15 protein-coding genes, 1 pseudogene and 1 other annotated feature are annotated in these 18171 nt (G+C 44.6%); of the genes and pseudogenes, 2 read left to right on the plus strand and 14 right to left on the minus strand.

Annotation, left to right across the window (positions count from 1 at the left end):
* Nucleotides 1-3 precede the first annotated feature (3 nt).
* Nucleotides 4-261 (minus strand) — a binding site (T-box leader).
* Between the two features lie 54 nt (nt 262-315).
* Entirely contained in the window at nt 316-1317 is a 1002-nt protein-coding gene (locus ACSQ8O_RS26585; RefSeq protein ID WP_436244115.1) for a glycoside hydrolase family 130 protein, read from the minus strand.
* Nucleotides 1318-1425: 108 nt separating this feature from the next.
* Between ACSQ8O_RS26585 and ACSQ8O_RS26590 the strand changes: the two genes are divergently transcribed.
* Complete coding sequence (locus ACSQ8O_RS26590) at nt 1426-2292, plus strand: AraC family transcriptional regulator (RefSeq protein ID WP_436244116.1); 867 nt, start codon at nt 1426-1428, stop codon at nt 2290-2292.
* A gap of 73 nt (nt 2293-2365) precedes the next feature.
* Here the strand turns inward: ACSQ8O_RS26590 and ACSQ8O_RS26595 are convergent, their stop codons facing one another.
* The 11 genes and pseudogenes from ACSQ8O_RS26595 to ACSQ8O_RS26645 form a co-directional block, all read right to left on the minus strand.
* Nucleotides 2366-2581 (minus strand): hypothetical protein, encoded by a 216-nt coding sequence (locus tag ACSQ8O_RS26595; protein WP_436244117.1) that lies wholly within the window; start codon nt 2579-2581, stop codon nt 2366-2368.
* A 27-nt stretch (nt 2582-2608) separates the two neighbouring features.
* On the minus strand, nt 2609-3820 hold the full coding sequence (locus ACSQ8O_RS26600) for a VWA domain-containing protein (RefSeq protein WP_436244118.1): 1212 nt from the start codon (nt 3818-3820) through the stop codon (nt 2609-2611).
* 3 nt (nt 3821-3823) lie between these two features.
* The gene (locus ACSQ8O_RS26605; RefSeq protein WP_436244119.1) at nt 3824-6190 is read right to left on the minus strand and encodes a DUF5682 family protein; all 2367 of its coding nucleotides are present in this window, start codon (nt 6188-6190) and stop codon (nt 3824-3826) included.
* Nucleotides 6148-7239, minus strand: coding sequence for an ATP-binding protein (locus ACSQ8O_RS26610; RefSeq protein ID WP_436244956.1), 1092 nt, complete (start codon nt 7237-7239; stop codon nt 6148-6150). Before ACSQ8O_RS26610 ends, ACSQ8O_RS26605 begins: the two co-directional genes overlap by 43 nt.
* A complete protein-coding gene (locus ACSQ8O_RS26615) occupies nt 7215-9053 on the minus strand; it encodes a HEAT repeat domain-containing protein (RefSeq protein WP_436244120.1) in 1839 nt (612 codons plus the stop codon). The genes ACSQ8O_RS26610 and ACSQ8O_RS26615 overlap by 25 nt, the downstream gene beginning before the upstream one ends.
* Nucleotides 9054-9077: 24 nt before the next feature.
* Nucleotides 9078-10514: an SWIM zinc finger family protein gene (locus tag ACSQ8O_RS26620; protein ID WP_436244121.1), complete on the minus strand. Its 1437-nt coding sequence runs from the start codon at nt 10512-10514 to the stop codon at nt 9078-9080.
* A 163-nt stretch (nt 10515-10677) separates the two neighbouring features.
* Nucleotides 10678-11634, minus strand: a complete 957-nt coding sequence (locus ACSQ8O_RS26625; protein WP_436244957.1) for a D-2-hydroxyacid dehydrogenase family protein — start codon at nt 11632-11634, stop codon at nt 10678-10680.
* Nucleotides 11635-11655: 21 nt separating this feature from the next.
* Complete coding sequence (locus ACSQ8O_RS26630) at nt 11656-12639, minus strand: glycoside hydrolase family 43 protein (RefSeq protein WP_436244122.1); 984 nt, start codon at nt 12637-12639, stop codon at nt 11656-11658.
* Between the two features lie 45 nt (nt 12640-12684).
* A complete protein-coding gene (locus ACSQ8O_RS26635; protein WP_436244123.1) occupies nt 12685-13194 on the minus strand; it encodes a GrpB family protein in 510 nt (169 codons plus the stop codon).
* A 42-nt stretch (nt 13195-13236) separates the two neighbouring features.
* Complete coding sequence (locus ACSQ8O_RS26640; protein ID WP_436244124.1) at nt 13237-14031, minus strand: Nif3-like dinuclear metal center hexameric protein; 795 nt, start codon at nt 14029-14031, stop codon at nt 13237-13239.
* A 42-nt stretch (nt 14032-14073) separates the two neighbouring features.
* Nucleotides 14074-14175 (minus strand): annotated as a pseudogene (locus tag ACSQ8O_RS26645) (GNAT family N-acetyltransferase); the annotation flags it as partial.
* 231 nt (nt 14176-14406) lie between these two features.
* Between ACSQ8O_RS26645 and ACSQ8O_RS26650 the strand changes: the two are divergent.
* Nucleotides 14407-15456 (plus strand): rod shape-determining protein, encoded by a 1050-nt coding sequence (locus tag ACSQ8O_RS26650; protein WP_436244125.1) that lies wholly within the window; start codon nt 14407-14409, stop codon nt 15454-15456.
* A 47-nt stretch (nt 15457-15503) separates the two neighbouring features.
* On the opposite strand, the gene ACSQ8O_RS26655 is transcribed toward ACSQ8O_RS26650, so the two are convergent.
* Nucleotides 15504-16784, minus strand: a complete 1281-nt coding sequence (locus tag ACSQ8O_RS26655) for a sensor histidine kinase (RefSeq protein ID WP_436244126.1) — start codon at nt 16782-16784, stop codon at nt 15504-15506.
* A gap of 338 nt (nt 16785-17122) precedes the next feature.
* Nucleotides 17123-18070, minus strand: coding sequence for a diguanylate cyclase domain-containing protein (locus tag ACSQ8O_RS26660; protein ID WP_436244127.1), 948 nt, complete (start codon nt 18068-18070; stop codon nt 17123-17125).
* Nucleotides 18071-18171 lie beyond the last annotated feature (101 nt).

Here is an 18171-nt window from a genome sequence, read left to right on the forward strand (position 1 = left end):
CCCATAAGGGACGAGATTTCATCTCGCGATACCACCCTAGTTCCGTAGAGATTATGACTACCATAATCCTACGACACCTCTAACTACGTACCATCATACGCATCCTTAGTAACGGCTGGAACCCGGGTCAGCTTACTTACCTACTTCAGCTTTCCTTCTCGGAGAGGATTTTCTACGAAGTCTTGAACATTGGCTCTCAGCGGTATGCCAACTCTCTGGGGATCAAGGGCTTCCTATACTCTTTCTCGTCAATGAATTTTATCGAACATTCAGTTAACTTATTCTTACATCTTCATCAGCAAAAGTCAACAGGCGCTATTTATTTCCTTCTAAACATAATTTCACTAAGTCATCCACATGTGCAGTTGCCAAACACTCAACCGTATCCGCTGCTCCATAGTAGATTTTCACTTCACCATCATCTTCTAGAATCATACCGCCTGGGAAAATGACATCATTACGGAAGCCTCCATCAGTTTCATAGCTAACTTCTGGCGCTAGTAATGGCTCCTTATAAAGTCCGATAACCTTCTTCGGGTTATCCAAATCAAGCAGCATAATGCCTGCTGTATAACGTTTTTTCCACGTTGGCTCCCAGCCATTTTTACCACGGTTTGCATCGATATCAACGGCATGGATCGTCGTTAACCATCCCTTGGACGTACGAATTGGTGGTGCGGCAGGACCAATTTTGTCATTCGCATAAGGCACATGCTCAACACCTAGGACGAGATCCGTGTCTCCCCAGTATTTGAGATCAGGTGACTGCGAAAGCCAAATATCAAATTGATCTTTCCCACGGCTGTAAACCGGGAAAGGACGTTCCAGACGGACATAATTGCCATTAATTTTCTCAGGAAACAATACCATATTCCGGTTGTCTGGTGCAGACATCGACAAAATTTCAAACTTATCAAAGTCATCCGTTACCGCAATCCCACCTCTAACTCCGTGGCGCGTATCTACTGCGAAGCACATGTAAACACGTCCGTCCATCACCGTTAGTCGAGGGTCATATACGCGTGTGATTTCCTCGTCATACAGCTTCCAACAAGGTTTCGACTGTACATCCCAATGAATGCCGTCTTTGCTGTAGGCAAGGCCTAGATCTGTCGTATGCGAAGGCTCTAACGTTTGATCTTTGACAGAGCCGTGGTCATTACGGAACACCATAATATATTGGCCTTGGAATTTGGTAACACCTGCATTGAAGGTAAGCGCTGTAGGATAGGGCACGGAATCTGCCGTGAGGATTGGGTTGGCTGGATGTCTTGTAATTACAGAACTAGATGTTAATGAACCGATTGTTAATGTCATGAGAGTTCCTCCTTCATTCTTATCTATCAATAGGTTACAATAGGTGTGCGCAGGTTTCCTATCAATCCTTGAACAAACCTCTCATTTCTTGAATAGGCAGTGATTCTCATGACATTTCCCATCAATAAGCAATTATCGGATTATCCCAATATTGGGGCATTCCCCTTTCATTTATCCATTAATCGGGTTGATCAGCATTTTCCCAGCCATCGTCATGATTTCTTGGAATTCTCTTTGGTTGTTGAGGGCTACGGGTACGAAACCGTTAACGGACAAATACATCCCATGCAGCCTGGAACCTTCACCCTTCTGCTTCCCTATCAAGTGCACGAAATCACAGCGAACCCCGGAAGTCCGCTCATTCTGTTCAACTGTATGTTTGGCTTAGAGCTGCTTGGAGATCCAGCGGAGCGCTTGCTTCTCTCGGATCACAATCCGTTCCGAACTCACTATGACTTGAGTGCTGAACAATCTGAGCTCATAAGACAGAAACTGCAAGGTATGCTTCGTGAATATGAGCAATCCGCTGATATCTGGCAGTCTCTTCTCTTGAAAGGAGAGCTCCAACGTATACTTGCGTTTCTTTACAGGCTCCATCCCAGCAGCTCAGACGTACTGCCGAATGTTTCCGAATTGACGTCCAAAACGGCCTTACCCTGGGCCATCCTTCGCTATATTCATACTCGTTATCGTGACCCGCTCACGCTGGAGCTGATCGGTGCCCATTTCCATTGTCATCCTTCTAGGGTGACGCAAATCTTATCTCAACATCTTGGCGTGACCTTCGTAACTCTACTGCAGGAAACGCGTATTCGACACGCCTGTAGTTTGTTAGCTACGACCGAAATGAAGGTAACGGATATCGCGTTCGAAGTCGGTTACGAATCTTTCGCCAGCTTTAGTCGTAATTTCCTAAAGCTTGTGGAGATTTCACCGACCATGTATAGGGCCTCTATGAGGGTACAGTTAAAATGAATGAGATATAGAAACAACCGACTGAGCTGGTGCTCGGTCGGTTGTTTTCAGTATAAGCGTTCTCGTCCAAAAATCAGTTTTTTGATTTATAGTGATGTTTTTTATCACTAAATGCATTGAAATCTGGCTGGTGGTCAGTTTTTTGATCCATAGTGATGTTTTTCATCACTAAATGCGTTGTAATCAGTGTGGTGGTCGGTTTTTTTGATCTATAGTGATGTTTCTCATCACTAAATGCATTGGAATCTGGCTGGTGGTCGGTTTTTTGATCCATTGTGATGTTTTTCATCACTAAAGACGCCTCCGCACTTTCCCCTTACTTCTGCCCCTGCTTCACACGCTCGGCAAGCACGGAAAGGTCTTGCCCTTTCAAAGCACCTTCAATCAACTCAGGCAGCTTATCTGGTGAACAGCCAAAACATGGAATTCCCTGCTGAGCCAGCTTTTTCGCAACAACATCGTCGTAAGAAGGCACGCCTTGGTCTGTTAAAGCAAGTAAACAGATCGTTTTCATACCGGATTGATGCATGTCGATCAATCGTTGGATCATCTCTGTTCGGTTGCCGCCCTCATATAGATCCGAGACCAAGATAAATAACGTTTTCTTCGGCTCTGCTATAAAAGAAGAGCAATACGCGAGGGATTTGTTAATATCGGTCCCCCCGCCAAGCTGAATCCCAAACAACATATCTACGGGATCCGTTGCACATTGTTCGCTTAAATCCACAACCTCCGTATCAAAAGCCACCACACGCGTATCTAACGCAGGCATACTGGCGAAGATCGAACCAATGATAGAAGCGTAAATGACGGAGCCCGCCATGGAACCGCTCTGATCGATATCGAGGATGACTGTCCACTCCTTGCTCCGCCTAGCGCGATCGAAGAAATATACCTTATCTGGCAGCAAGAGTCCTCTCTCTTGGTTGTAATTCTTCAAATTCTTACGGATGGTTGTGTTCCAGTCCAAACCCGAAGCAGATGGCAGTGGTGAATGCTGCCTGCGGTTGAGAGCGCCAGTAACTGCACGTCGTAAATCCTGGGAAAGTCGTTTCACAATCTCATCGACAACTGCTTTGACGAGTTGCCTCGCGGTATCTTTCGTTTTCTCTGGTATTTTCCCTTTGAGCGCCATTAAAGTCGCCACCATCTGAATGTCAGGCTTAACTTGAGACAGCAGTTCTGGCTCAAAGAGCAACTGTTTCAAGCCTTTGCGCTCGATGGCATCAGACTGGATGACAGAAACGACATCTGGCGGGAAAAAGGTACGGATATCGCCAAGCCACTTGGCTAGCTTGGGTGATGAGGGCCCTAGTCCGGCTGCCTTACGTGAATTGCCGGTCTGGGCGGCATCCTCTGCGCTGATGCCGCCTGTGTCATCATAAATGGCTGCAAGCGCCTCATCCATTAGCCGAGACTCTTCGTCGAGCATGGCTTCTCCTGCACCAAATGACTGCAACTTCTCTTCGGAAGATGCGCCCAATATCAACCGCCAACGTTTCATTTGCTCTTGATTGATCGTTGTCATAGGCTACAAATCCCCAAAATCAAATTCATTGAGCTCATCCAGCTTCTCCTTCTCTTCCTCGTTTAAAGGTTGCTGTAAAGCAGCACCTGCTGTATCTGCACCAACACCCCAAATATCACCCATCATTTCAGCCACTCCTGCCTTCTCCCTAGGCTCGAATGAGCTAAAAGCTCGGCGCAGAAAGACAAGTGAGCGATGGAAAGCGTCCTTCTCCAACGAACCGATATACGCATCGAGTTGTTTCCACAGCGTTACCCTTGATAGTAGGGCATATCGGTTTCGCATGGACATCCCTTCGAACCACCCTGCACCCAAGTCGACGGGAATCCCAGGAGACAATCGGCGTGAAACCTCCCGTTCAACCTGTTCATCCGCTATCTCATTACGTTCAAGCAGTATGGCGAAGGCAAAGCCTGACAACTTCGCATTCCGATCATCGCGTGAAGCCAAATCCTGCAATTTGTTGAACCATAACCTGTCATCGACCTGGTTATAATGTTCTTGGGCAACGGTATGGAGCGACTGAATCCCCCGTACCATGCCCCCAGCGGCATCGTCGTTGCAACCAGAAGCATCGACAAGCAACAGCGTTCCCCGAAGGAATAGTTGCTGTAGCAGCGGAACTAACGTTTCTGTTTCAATGCGGCGAATAGATCCATATCGGATCAGAACGGATAGTTCATAAGCAGCGCCAGCTATCTGCTCAAAGTTACCAGCGTCTACGGCAAGACCTTGCAGCGTGGTTATGGCTTGATCCATGAGCTCCGTTAAATTGCAATCGCAAGCAATACGAATCATGTGTGAAGCTTCCGCAATATCTGCGCACACCTCAAGCTTTTCCTTCAGCACGAAAGCGGCTGCCAGCTCGATGGTCTCCCCTTTCAAGGTCGACTCAACCGCCTGAATCTCGCTCTCTGGTGTCCAACGGAGCACCCAATTCTCTGCCCAGGAGGCGGAAGCTTGGTGGACACGCTCTTTCCTGGCAAACTGTATACCTAGCAGTTCCAATCGCTGTAAAAGAACAGAACGCTTTAAGTCCAGATACGCAGCTTCCTCGGACTTTACTCTTCGGTTTTCCCGCAAGTCCAGCTCTAGCGTCGTAGCTACCGCTGTTTTATACTTATCAAGCTTAAGCCTCTTAAGCTCTCTATTCAAATCGTCTTGAATTGGTGTTTGGCTAACCCCTTCGGGCAACCGACCTATGGCCGTACCAATATCCGTTCTTGCCAATGCCTCGGCAATCGTAGAGAGCTCGCCAAAACCAAGGCATACAATTGCCGCGTCCCGTAAGTCTTTCCAGGTTGGCATGTTTCCGTCGTGCAGGGAGGCAAGCGCCTCCGCCAGCCTTACAGCCTCGATCAGCGAGGCGGTCGACCGATAAGTGCCATGCGCTCTTAAATGAGCCGCTACTTGTGAGAAATAGAGCGCAGGAAGTCTGTGAAGATCGCCGCTTTGCAGACACTGCCAAAATGACTCGTAATAAGCAGGAGCCTGATTCCCTGCGCCATAACCGGAATGCGAAGATAGCTTATAGTACGAGTAAGGCATCAGCGTCAGTTTCGTTGTTGTTTTCGGCAAACCCTTCAACTCTTCATCCGTCATGGCTGGAGCTTGCAAATTCATCGCTGAGGCATGATGTGCACCAGTGACGACAACAATCTTGTCAGGATCATGACCCTCAGCTATGGCATCTTGAATTTTACGCCTCATATACGATTCTCGGATTTCATTATAGGCTGCTTCCTGTGGGGCAAGCTGAAGCTCTTGACGTGAAGTAAGCTCACGCATTTGCTTGGAAAACTGATGAATACTTTGCCGATACGCATCATGATTCAAGTTATGTTCATAATGCCGTTCCCAATACGCCTCATAGTCCGGCTCCTCGGAAAGTTCAGCAATCCGTTGATATAGCGTGCTTTGTTCCTTAGCATATACGTGAAAGTCATCAGATTCTTGCAACTGAGAATCGGTTGCAATTCGCTTAAGCTGCCGCTGTTCATATAGCGCCAAAGCATGCACAGACGGCAAATCAATAAATGCAGCTTGCACCTGGTTATGCCTAGCCCATACAAAAGCCTGATACTCTGGCGAATAATTGGCATACGGATAGAGGAGTGTCCTTACCGGCAGCCCATCCGTGTAGGCTAGAATCGCAATCGGCGGCACAACACCAAGCGATGTCATCTCCCGAATCAAATGACTTGCATCGCTAGGACCTTCAATGAGTACAATCGTAGGCTGTATCTCTTCTAAAAAAGCTAGAAGGTGATGCGCCCCAGCAGGCGATAGATGTCGTATTCCAAATACATGAACCCCCGGACTTGTGTCTAATTGTTCATCTCCGAACACGCGAAGTACAGATTTCTCCATGTCGATCCTCGCTTTTTCATCACATTTTCAAGATATTCCTTCCAGACGACGCGATCCTTCTCTTCGTCCTTAACAATCGCACCTTGAAGCCCTGCTGCGATATCTTCCTCACTGATGCGGCCGCTGCCAAAGCTTCCAGCAAGCGCCATACTGCCAGTCAGCAGTGATATCGCTTCTGCTGTCGAGATAACCCCGCTCGGCCCTTTCACCTTCTCTTTGCCGTCAAGCGTCATGCCGCTTCTCAACTCGCGGAAAATCGTTACAACCTTCCGCACCGCCTCCTCATCCGGAAGCGTTGCCTTCAGTTCATAGCTGGCTGAGATTTCGCTGACCCGCTTGCGAACAATCTCTACTTCCGTCTCGATTTCCGATGGAGACGGTAGCACAATGATGTTAAATCGGCGCTTCAATGCCGCTGACATCTCATTCACGCCACGGTCTCGCGTGTTTGCCGTTGCGATGATTGAGAAACCTCTGGACGCGAATAGCTCTCTACCCAATTCCGGAATCGAAATGGTTTTCTCCGATAAAATCGAGATTAAGGCATCCTGTACTTCAGAAGCACAGCGGGAAATCTCTTCGAATCGCGCAATTTGGCCAGATTCCATCGCGCGGAATATAGGGCTTTTTATAAGCGCCTGATCTGAAGGTCCTTGTGCTAGCAGCATCGCATAATTCCATGAATATCGGATATGCTCCTCGCTTGTACCTGCTGTACCTTGGATAACTTTGCCGGAATCGCCCGTTATTGCAGCGGTTAAATTCTCCGAGAGCCACGACTTCGCTGTCCCAGGCTCCCCAATCAACATCAGGGCTCGATCTGTTAATAGTGTAGCGATTGCCATTTCTACTAATCGTTTATTCCCGATATATTTCGGTGTGATGGTAACCCCTTTCACTTGACCGCCTGTTAGATAAGTAAGCACAGCTTTCGGAGAAAGCTGCCAGCCAGCAGGTTTGGCATCCTGATCAAATGCTTTCAATACCTCTAATTCTTCAATATATAGCCTCTCGGAGGGCAATCTTACGACATCTTGCTTTTGATCCATCCCCATAATCCCTGTCCCTTCTCTACATAATTTGAATGATCTTCAGGTTTTGTTCCTGGCTCAAATTCCTGCTTTGCCGCAAGGGTATCCGCAATATCCAGCAATTGACTTTTCATACCCTGATAGGATATGCCTTCTGCGAATTGTCGTAGTCTTTCCGCATATGGCTTCGGGAGCAGATTAAGCAGCAATAGTTGGATACGATCCAAGTAGTAGAACTGCTTGTTTCCACTTTTCTCCAGAAGGTTCATGAGAAGTTCAGGTGCCTCTGGAACGTTCTGACGGAATAAGATCAGCAAAGCATGTGATATTTTCGTTTGAGTAAAGTTAGGATGTTCTTCACACTTCTTAACGAGATAAGCTGTTACTTTCGGGTCTGATTCTTGAGCAAATCTGACTACCAGCTCTTCTTCATCTAATTTTATGAAGAGGTTCATCCATCTAGGATCCCATTGCAAAAGTTTGGAACAAACGACAGCGTCATTGGCATACAATTGTGCATGCAACGATGGCGTCACTTCATACAAAACACGAAGTAATTCCTTGGCTGCTGTTGATTTTTTGTCTTTAAGATCACGGTAAAAACGCTCATAAATATCTTCAGGAGGGAGTATTCGCAACGCCGCTCGAAAGCTATACGCAATGAATTTACGGTTGTAAGCCTCGTGTAAGGATACAGCGAACTGATTCGCCTCCAGCAGATCCAATTCCAGCAATAAATTCGCAGCTGCCTCTTGTAGAGCTTCCGTTTCTGGAACGATAAAGCTGGGCGAAGCCAGCATATGCGCTAATAAGTTAGCGACTTCAGGCACTCTTTTACCATGTAAACTGCGGATGTCGGCCATCAATTGTTGTGTGGATTCCACGACATTCACGCGAAGGTTAATGTGGTTAATCATCGAAGTGGCATGATCAATAATGCTTTGTGTCAGCTCATTTGCCTTACACAATTGGATCGGCTCAATGGCGATATCTTGATCCTTGGAATTGAGCGCTTTATATAAGCGAGCAATAGCTTCCTCTGTTCCAAGACGAGACAAAGCGAATAGTGCGGCTCTACGAATCTCCTTTTTCTTATCATCGGCCTGCTCCAAAATGAAAGCTTCTTGCTCTGGAAAGTCACTCAACAGCTCAATGGCCATAGAGCGGACTTCTGTCGATCCATCCTTTGCAGCTTGCAGAATCAGTTCTAAATTTGGTACAGGTTGTAAACGATGAAGGAGCTCCAGCCGTCGAGCATCCCCTTTCCCACCCTCCAACTTAAATTGCTGCTTCAGAGCAGGAAGTGCTGCCGCTCCAAGTGCTGGTATTATCTGATTTTGAAGAAAATCAGGGATCTCCGCATAGCTGTCTTCTAAGGCAGAAACGGCTGCTGGAATTACGCGCAAATCATGATACAACAACTCTTCTTGACCAAGTCGCAGCTGCTCCATACGTCCTTGACCCTTTTGCGTCAACGCTTCAATCAGCGGAAAGACTTTGCGATAAGGAAACGTTGTGGGAGGTGTACTTGCATGATCAACTGCCAATACAGGGGTGAGCTCATCTTGGGACTCCGTCTTCCCTTGTGTGTACAGTACCGAGTTCAGCAGAATGCCCAGCTCCAACAGCTTCTCAGCTGAATGGCTCGTTCCCGGTTCTAGAACTAGGCTAACTGATTGTGCGATTCGCTTAAAAACTGGTGCTGATTCAGCCAGCTTGTTTAATTGGGGAAGCATTTTCTGCAAACGTAAATCGCCCGCCGCCATCCCGCTCCCCGCGATAAACAAACGCCGCACTTCCTGCTGCAGCTCAAACAATATGTCTATACTCATGGAATCGTCTCCTAATTCTATTCATCAATACAGCAGGCGAATGATTTCATTGGCAGAAATAATACTCAATGGCTGTGCTTCAAGCCTGTTATTCGCCCAGTTGTGTTCAAACATGACAAGCATTACCTGATTCTCGAGATGAGGTTTCGCTAACATGGCAATCAACGAAGTTGTTACCTCATGAAGATACGGAATATTGGCCAGGGGTAGTTGTTTACCATGTTCATCTACTAATACATAGCAAGTTGCTGTCTTCTTTATTTCTGCATAACGAAGCAATACAACCGGATGCTTGTCAGAAAGTGGGTTTTTGATGAGATTTTTCACTTGTTTGATGACATCTGTAAATGATTTCGAAGCTGCTTGTTGGATGTTCTGAAAATCTTGCGGTCCCGCCTCGCGATATGTTGCTTCCTCGAATCGCACCCTTGTGTTCAGTTCACCAGGATAAACTGCAAGTTCTTTCGCATGTACGACCTGAAAAACAGAGTCTTCTTCGCGAATGTATTTGGCAGCTCGAAAAGGTCTGTACGTTCGTGTTATATGGATTTGTCCAGTTTGAAGATCAGCCCAATATCCCTCATCGATGAACTCACCCCTCGCAGGGTCCGAGTATGATCGGAACGATAACTGCAGCAGGTCAATGTTGTTGCGTACACGGGAAAGTTCTCTGAGCTCGGCGATTTGCCAGGCATGTCCGATCCATTCTTCCAATGTTGTTTGTGCATCGATAGGCATCTCCGGATTTTCCAATCGACTGCTCAGGTACTCTTTACTTTTCTTAAGCAAAGTTTGTAAGATAGTAAGCTGTTCAATGCTTACCGGATACACTTTCTCTCGTTCTAACTCGCTTCTGAATAACAGGATGAACTCCCTAAGTGCTGATTGGATGCCTGGAATGAAGTAGTTACCTAACTGTTTCGCTTGCTCATCAGCCGTTTGAAGTGCTTTTTTATCCAAACTGCCAAGCCCAGAAGTAACCAGTTGGAGAATCAATTTCTCAGCTATACTTATACCCTCAAGCTGTGCCGTGATTTTTTTGAATAGCGACGACTTGTTCGGTTTACGCTTAGGAGCAGGAGCATCCGTGGCAGTAGCTTCCTTCTGCTTCTCTTCCCGTTTTTCAGCTTTTTCTCTCTTATCAGCAATATCTTGAGGTATGGGGGCAATCGTAAATGTCTTACCTGAGGTGAATGCATACATCAATCCAAGGTTGTGCTTGCAAGGGAATTGTCGGCTTGGACATGTGCACCGGAAGACCGGATTGCCTTCTTTTATGACATCGACTGAACATTGATAGGGATCCTTACCGCTTCCCTTGCACTCCCCAAAAATGATCGTTCCATCTTCTGACTGACAGAGCAGCGGAAAGCTGTTTTTCTTCACCAAATCTTTGCCATTCTTGATTGCACTGCTATTGAGTGCCAGGCTGTCCACATAGGCTTCCGTTAAATGTTTCATCGAGTACTCCTCATAACTTGGTCATACATCACATTTCCACACAATTCCTGAATTTCCTTTTTCATGGGCAAATCTTGCCATAATGCATGTGTATGTAAAAAACCTGAGACATAGTCTCAGGTTCCATTTTCTGTTTCTTTTATCAACACACTACACAGATTAATTAATTCAACCTCCGAATCGGTGTTCCGGATAAATAGGCTTCAATATCTTCAACCACTTGTTTGTAAAAGGCTTCATAATTCGCTTTCGCTACATAGCCAATATGCGGCGTCGTGAGTAGATTCGGGAGTGACCGATAGATATCATCCTTGGGCAATGGTTCCACTTCGAACACATCCACAGCCGCTCCAGCGATCAATCCGCCTTGCAAAGCTTCCGCAAGTGCAGCTTGATCCACGATAGGGGCTCTAGACGTATTGATCAAAAAGGCAGATTGCTTCATTCGCTTAAGGTCTTCCGCACGAATCAACCCGCGTGTCCGGTCGCTTAATACCAGATGAATAGACACAAAATCACTGTTCGCCATCAGTTCTTCTTTCGAAGCGGCGAGTCGAACACCAACCTCATCAGCCCGCTCTTGCGTTAAATTCTGGCTCCATGCCAGAACATCCATGCCAAATGCCTGGCCGAATTTGGCAATCTTCGTGCCTAAATTACCAAGTCCAATGACACCAAGCGTCTTGCCGTACAAATCTGCGCCAACCGTACTTTGCCATTGTCCATTGCGAACCGCATTGTGTTCCGTGACAATGTTACGAGCAAGGCCTAATAACAGTGCCCACGTGAGTTCGGCAGTTGCATTGCCAGCCCCACCCGTGCCGCAAACGATAATGTCTTGCGATGCAGCGGCGGTCATATCTACAGAAGCATTGCGCATCCCCGTCGTAATAAGAAGTTTCAACTTAGGAAGCCTTGCAAGCAATTCCGCGCGGAAAGGAGTCCGTTCACGCATAATGATGATAATTTCGCAGTCTGCGATCTGTTCAACCAGCTCATCGATCTGGTCGATATGCCGATCGATCCGAGTGATCTCCACCTTATCCATAATCTGCGACCAATCCGCAGAGGTCAATGCTACTTGCTGGTAATCATCTAGTATCGCACAGCGTAGTTTCATCACAACGATATCTCCTTCGTATTAATCTAATTGGCGAACCACTTTGAAACTATCTCCTGTGTCTGCCATTTCGAACACTTTGCACCTTGATTTAGGCATTTGAAAAGGTTGATGAAGGATTAGCATCCAGGTTCCTTCAAATGTCTGGAACATCATCCCGTGACCACTGTCATCCTTCACAAGTGGAGGAAGCTGTTCCCATGGACCTTGCAAATTACCGGTAATCGACCGGGCGATGGTTTGCACATAACTGCCTGCCTGATAACTGGACCAAAGCATAATCAACTGACCACCTGAAGTTCGATACAATTGGCAACCGTCCGTGACATACACACGAGTGTCGCCTACGGGGAGTGCCTCTTCGTTATCCCAAAGCGCTTCCGAGCCGTTGAACAAATGAATCGGTTCACCAACTGCTTCAGATAAATCTTCCTTCAACCGCACAGCTTCAATCGTACCATCAATGGTTTGAATCCACTCATGACAGTATACCATCCAAGGTATTTCATCATCATCCACATATAAAGTTCCGTCAAGTGTCATCATCGTTTCTGGAAGAACATGGGATTCTTCATTCAGCAATTGAAAAGGCCCTTCCAGTAAATCACTAACGGCTATTACTGACCCTCTCCAATGCTTGGAATACCCTTGAATCGGTTCCCCATCTAAATGTCTGTCATTATTATGTAAAGTGACAAACAGATAGAAGCGCCCCTTGTACGCATGCACTTCTGGTGCCCAAGCGCCATGCTGCGGATGAGCCCAACATCCTTCAGGAACGGTGAACACGATATAGGGTCCTTCCCATTCGGTTAAATTCGTGCTTTTATACGTAAGGACACCATACCCTTCCATCCCATGTAACTTTGGTGACCCTCCCGTGTACAAATAATAGACGCCATTATCCCTATCCGCAAAAACGAAAGGATCGTGTGCAGGAATGTCGGTCAGTTGGAGTCCTTTTTGTGGATTATTTACATCACAAGCTAAATTGTATACAGGCATATGAAATCAACTCCTTTATAAGGTGTGATCATGTAAGGATATGCACTACTCTTTTTGGGCCAATTCAATCATAGATTGAATGAATGGTGCTTTCATTTGTGTATACGTCGCCCTATCTTCAACATATATGGAAGCAAGATGCTTTTTGAGCTCGGCATAAGCTGTTGCTTGCTCAGGATGGCTTCTAAGATAATTCCTGAATAGAAGGATATTGCGCCATTCATCACTACTTTGTTCATAAACATGAAGGTGATGTGTACCCTTCTTCCGCTCCCCCTTACGAAAAAACCTACGATTGGGAAATTCTAATTTGGGAACATATACATACTCTAGTGTTCTTAATCGTTCTACAAACAGGTCTGTTTCATCCAGATTCTTCACACTAATCGCGATATCTAGGATCGGCTTGGAAGGCATCCCCATGATTGAGGTGCTTCCGATATGCTCGATTTGAATGGCGTTGCTCGGTAACACTTGTGATATCTTCTTTTTCTCACTCTCGAACTCTTGGATCCAATCTGAATTATAAGCTTCGATGACAACTTCTTGTACCACTTGCACACCCCTTTCCTTTTTGAAACAAAGACTTCGCTCTGCTTATAATACTTGAAAAATCGGTCTTTCTTTCACATAGTGAACAGGAATCTCCGGGTATATGCTTCTAAGTTTATTTGCCAGGAATTCCATTCCCGGCTCTTCACTCTCCGCATGACCAAGCACGATTAATGCCTTATGTCTTCCTTGATAGACAGCATCCCTAACGTACTCAGGCGTTTCCCATTCAGGACCTTCCCCATAAATAACTAGATCCAGTTGCTCTTTTTCAAATAGCGTAAGCGCATTCTGACCACCACCACGATAACCTGCTAGTATTCCGATTTTTGAACACAGTAGCTCACGATCGCCATGTGCGCGTACGAAGGTAATTCCAAGGCGTTTCTTCACATGCTTGGCGATATTGAATACGGTTTCAGTGGGGATATGCACGATAGAATATGCAGGATGATGCTCTTGTACGTAAGGCATCCAATCGAGAGTCTGAATCAATCCTTCCATGACACCATCTGGTGTATAGCGGTGCAAGTAATCGTGGAATCGAAATAACGCAATACCCGATGATTCCAGAAGTCGACGCTTATCCTCATAGACAGGATCGTCTTTTAGTTTGGACGTATCATCATGGTGCGAAAAAAAGGGTCCTTCGTGTGCAATAATAAGATTCGCTCCCAGGCTAATCGCTTGCTCAATAACAAATTGTGTCGGCATGAAGGCGGTCACAATACCGGTCAACTCGGTGTCAGGATGACCGAACTTCAGGGTATCGACAGTTTGCTCAAGCCTTGCTACAGGGGAGATCAACGCATCGATAATCGTTTGTATGTTTATACGCATCGTTTGTCCCTCTACTCATTCATGTATGAAGTGCTTTTTCATTTATAAATATTTTTTAAATCCCTTGCTAATTGAGCCGTTGTAGCCTTCCTTTTCAAAGAACATGTGAGCTCTTTCACGCTTTGCGTTACTAAGCAGCATTATGTATAAGTCGCTCCTTTTATCCTCCATGTCGAATCAAATTTCTCGTTGTTTGCATACAATCACCTTAAGTTGAATGATCTCCTTAAGTGGGATTAGTTAACTATTCGTTGTCTTATAAATATTTCCTTTGTCATCAGCCCCCTTAAATCGACAACTGAACAAGAATACTATACAGACGTGAATGCCACCTCCCCACCAAGCCTGATTATAATTCAAAGGAGGAAACAAGTAATGTTCAAACAGTTCGATAAGTTATTTGGGATAGATTTAGGTACTTCCAACACCGTTATTTTCGAAAAGGGTAAAGGTATTGTGCTTAATGAACCCTCCGTCGTCGCATTTGATCACCATACAGGTGAATTAATAGCTGCAGGATCCGAAGCGCAAGCAATGATTGGACGAGCGCCTGCGCATGTGGATATCACGTATCCTTTAATACATGGTGTCATCGCTAATTTTGACAAGACCAGCACGATGCTGAACTATTTTATAAAAAAAATTCAAGGTAGACCTTCATTTCTTCGTAGTTCGCAAATTTACATTACGGTGCCGTGTGGCATTACGAACGTGCAGAAACGAGCGATTGAAGAAACTATCGTTCATCGGGGTGCCAAAAAAGCGATTGCAGTCGAAGAACCTATCGCAGCGGCGCTTGGCGCTGGACTCATGCTCGACGAACCCATCGGTCATCTAGTCCTCGATATTGGTGGTGGAACCTGTCAAGTAGCCGTATTGTCACTTGGTGGCATCGTTGCCAGTCATACGATCAACCGAGGTGGCCTTTCGATCGATCGCGATATTATGGATTATGTGAAACGTCAATATAACATGGAAATCGGTGAACGAACCGCGGAGCTTATTAAAATGCAAATCGGAACTGCCACCCTTTCAGCGGAAGAACGCTCTATAGAGATCCGTGGACGTGATTTGGTTCATGGATTACCTCGCTCTATCCGCTTGGTCTCAAGTGAAATCTATGCGGTGGTTAATGAATTCTTGGATGCCTTGATTGAGGCGATCAGGGCAACGTTAGAACTTTGTCCACCAGAACTTGCAGGCGATGTCATGGAACAAGGCATCTTGCTTTGTGGAGGCGGTGCATTGCTTGAGGGAATCGATGAACGTATTCGTGCGGAAACTGGGGTTGCGGTACATATCGCGGAACATCCACTCGAATGCACAGCGCTAGGAACAGGATTAATGCTTGGCGTGTACAGAACGAAAAGCAAACCTCTCATGCAGCAAGACTCGAATGAAGAACAAATCGCTGTTAGTCAATAAAAAAAGCTTAGTCTGCGAGGCGATGTCCCTCAGACTAAGCTTTTTGGTTATACGGACCAGAGAGGCATGATCACCTTCAGTTCCGTACCTTCTGCTGTACTATTTACGATTTCAATATAACCGCCATGTGAGTTAATAATGCGTTGCGAAATCGACAATCCCAAGCCCATACCAGTTTTTTTGGTTGTATGGAATGGTGTGAAAATGTGATCCCATTCATCTGGATGAATACCAGAGCCAGTGTCTGTTAATAGGATATGAATCTCATTGTTCTTCGTATAGTAGTCAATCTTGAGAACTTTACGAGCTGATTTCTCCATGGCATCAATACTATTATTGATTAAATTGATGAAGACTTGTCTGACTTTATCTCGATCTATCGAAACGATGATATTTTTATGCGAATTGAATTCAATGTATACGTTCTTTTCTTTCGTGTGTAGGGAAGTCAAGGCAATGGATTCGTTAAGAATATCCAGAATGTCAGCTTCCTCCGTTTGAATTTTGCCACTTTTGATAAAATGATTATAGTTCGTAAGGATACTGTTCATATGGTCGCCAGCAATGCCAATATGATTAATCATTCCTTTGGTGCTGCCATCCAACTCCTCATTGCGTGATAAGAGGTCGGAATAACCTTTCACAACCGTAAGCGGATTATTAATTTCATGAATGAGTCCGGAAGTCGATATTTCAATTTGTTCTTCTTTCTCTTTCCTTTTCAAAATTTGAGAGGTGTCTCTTATCATCCTTGTACTCATATGAACAAAAATAAAGAAAATGATGATAGAAAACAACATGACGGCAATTTGGCTTGAATAAATGAAAGTCCCTGCTTGTAAATTCAATACGCCGATCATATACGTTAAAAGAAAAGTAAGACTAAATAAAGTAAGGAAATTTCTCACATATTTATCTGTTACTTTTCTACTTGCAACTAACGTTAATAGAATGCTTACTACTAATAATTTAATGTGGTTAACAAATAGGCTGCCCCATGCGCCATAGATGGGGTACAAGACAGTATCCTGATTACCGATGCCTTGAATCGACTTTAACCCTAGTACACCAAGATCTGTCCAATTGATGATATAAATAAAAACAGACCACAAAACATACGTGCTAAGCGTATACTTATTTATGAGTAGATTCATCCACTTCGCTTCATCTTTTGATAGATGTTTTAGTGAAATATAGCCAACATACAAAAATGCTGGAGGCAGCATAATCGAACCAATTCGCAGGAGCTGGAACAGAAATAAGATCGAATCCGTTTTTATGACGTCGTTGCTATATAACACACTGACATCTAATTGCCATACACTCATGAAGAACATGAAAAGTACCATGGCATTAGTTAGTTTCGTTTTAAATAACATTTTGCACGACATACCTAAAAATAGAGGTACCAAGGACATAGCAGCCATTAGAATAAAATTCATAAATGAACCTACTTTCAATATCACAATTGTTTGATAATTTCCGCATACGCCAAAGTTGTTATTGCGATATCTAGCACATTCCTGAAAAAAAGACCTACAACCATCGGTGGTTGTAAGCCAGGTATTATGACTCCGTGAATTATAGCATATATCTTACACTGCGTGGAATAGTAGTACTTACACATATTTATGGAAAAAGATACAGAAGAGTGTGACCTACCCTTTTAGATAAATTGGTATCCGTTCTTACCGTTTGCTTTAGCCCGATATAAGGCATTATCCGCATTTTTAAGTAAAATTTTTAACAGGTTGTCTTCATTTGACGGATATAACACAATGCCAATGCTAACTGATAAATTGAATGCTTCTAACTGGGTATCCCACGTTGATAACCGTGAAAGTAAAAAATCGGCGAGTTTACTAATTTCTTCACGATTCGTGAGAGCAACCAAATTAATAATGAATTCATCTCCTCCTAATCTAACCGCAAAACCATGATGCTGCTGAACAAAATTCTCAAGTCTTAACGCGACTTCTCTTAAAACTAAATCACCAGTTTCATGGCCATACAAGTCATTGACCTTCTTAAAACCATCCAAATCTAGAAACAACAATGCGCCTCCAGTGGTGGAGCTTTCATCGAAATATTTATAAAGAAACTGCCGATTATAGAGCCCTGTTAAGGAGTCCCTATAAGCAAGTCGTTCCAAGTCTAAATAGTAAGAGAATAACTTAGCTATTCTTTGGAGCATCGTTATGCTCTTTTTGCTGATTTTTTTGGCATGTGTATGCACGGCACACAATGTCCCAAAAGTATCTCCATTTGAAAGAATAATAGGAATACCTAAATAGGAATTAATATTAGCGGCAACAAGCGCTTGCCTTAAATCATCTAAGTTTGCTTCTCTACTCATATCTTCAAAAACCAAAGGTGTATTGTTTTTAAAATCAATACGGTTGCATACCGTCTCTTTAATTTCAATAACCATGCCTTCATGAATGCAGATATTGTCATTGGTTTCGGAAAGTTTTACGATCGTTTGTTCTTTCTTTGTAAATGAAGTCAAATAAATTAAACGGTCAGGCATCGTTTCTTTGGCCATCTCTAGAATATCTCTAGCAAGTTCATCAAAGTTTTTATAAAATTGCAATTCATTTAGTGCTATAAGCATCGTAATCACACTCCAAAATTTCAAATTAAGCACGTATCCGATACTACCTTGTATTCAACAGAAAAAGATGTGACTCCTCCTTGGAACAATCTTGCTTAATA

Source organism: Paenibacillus sp. LjRoot56 (genome assembly GCF_964253335.1).
Taxonomy (GTDB): domain Bacteria; phylum Bacillota; class Bacilli; order Paenibacillales; family NBRC-103111; genus Paenibacillus_E; species Paenibacillus_E allorhizoplanae.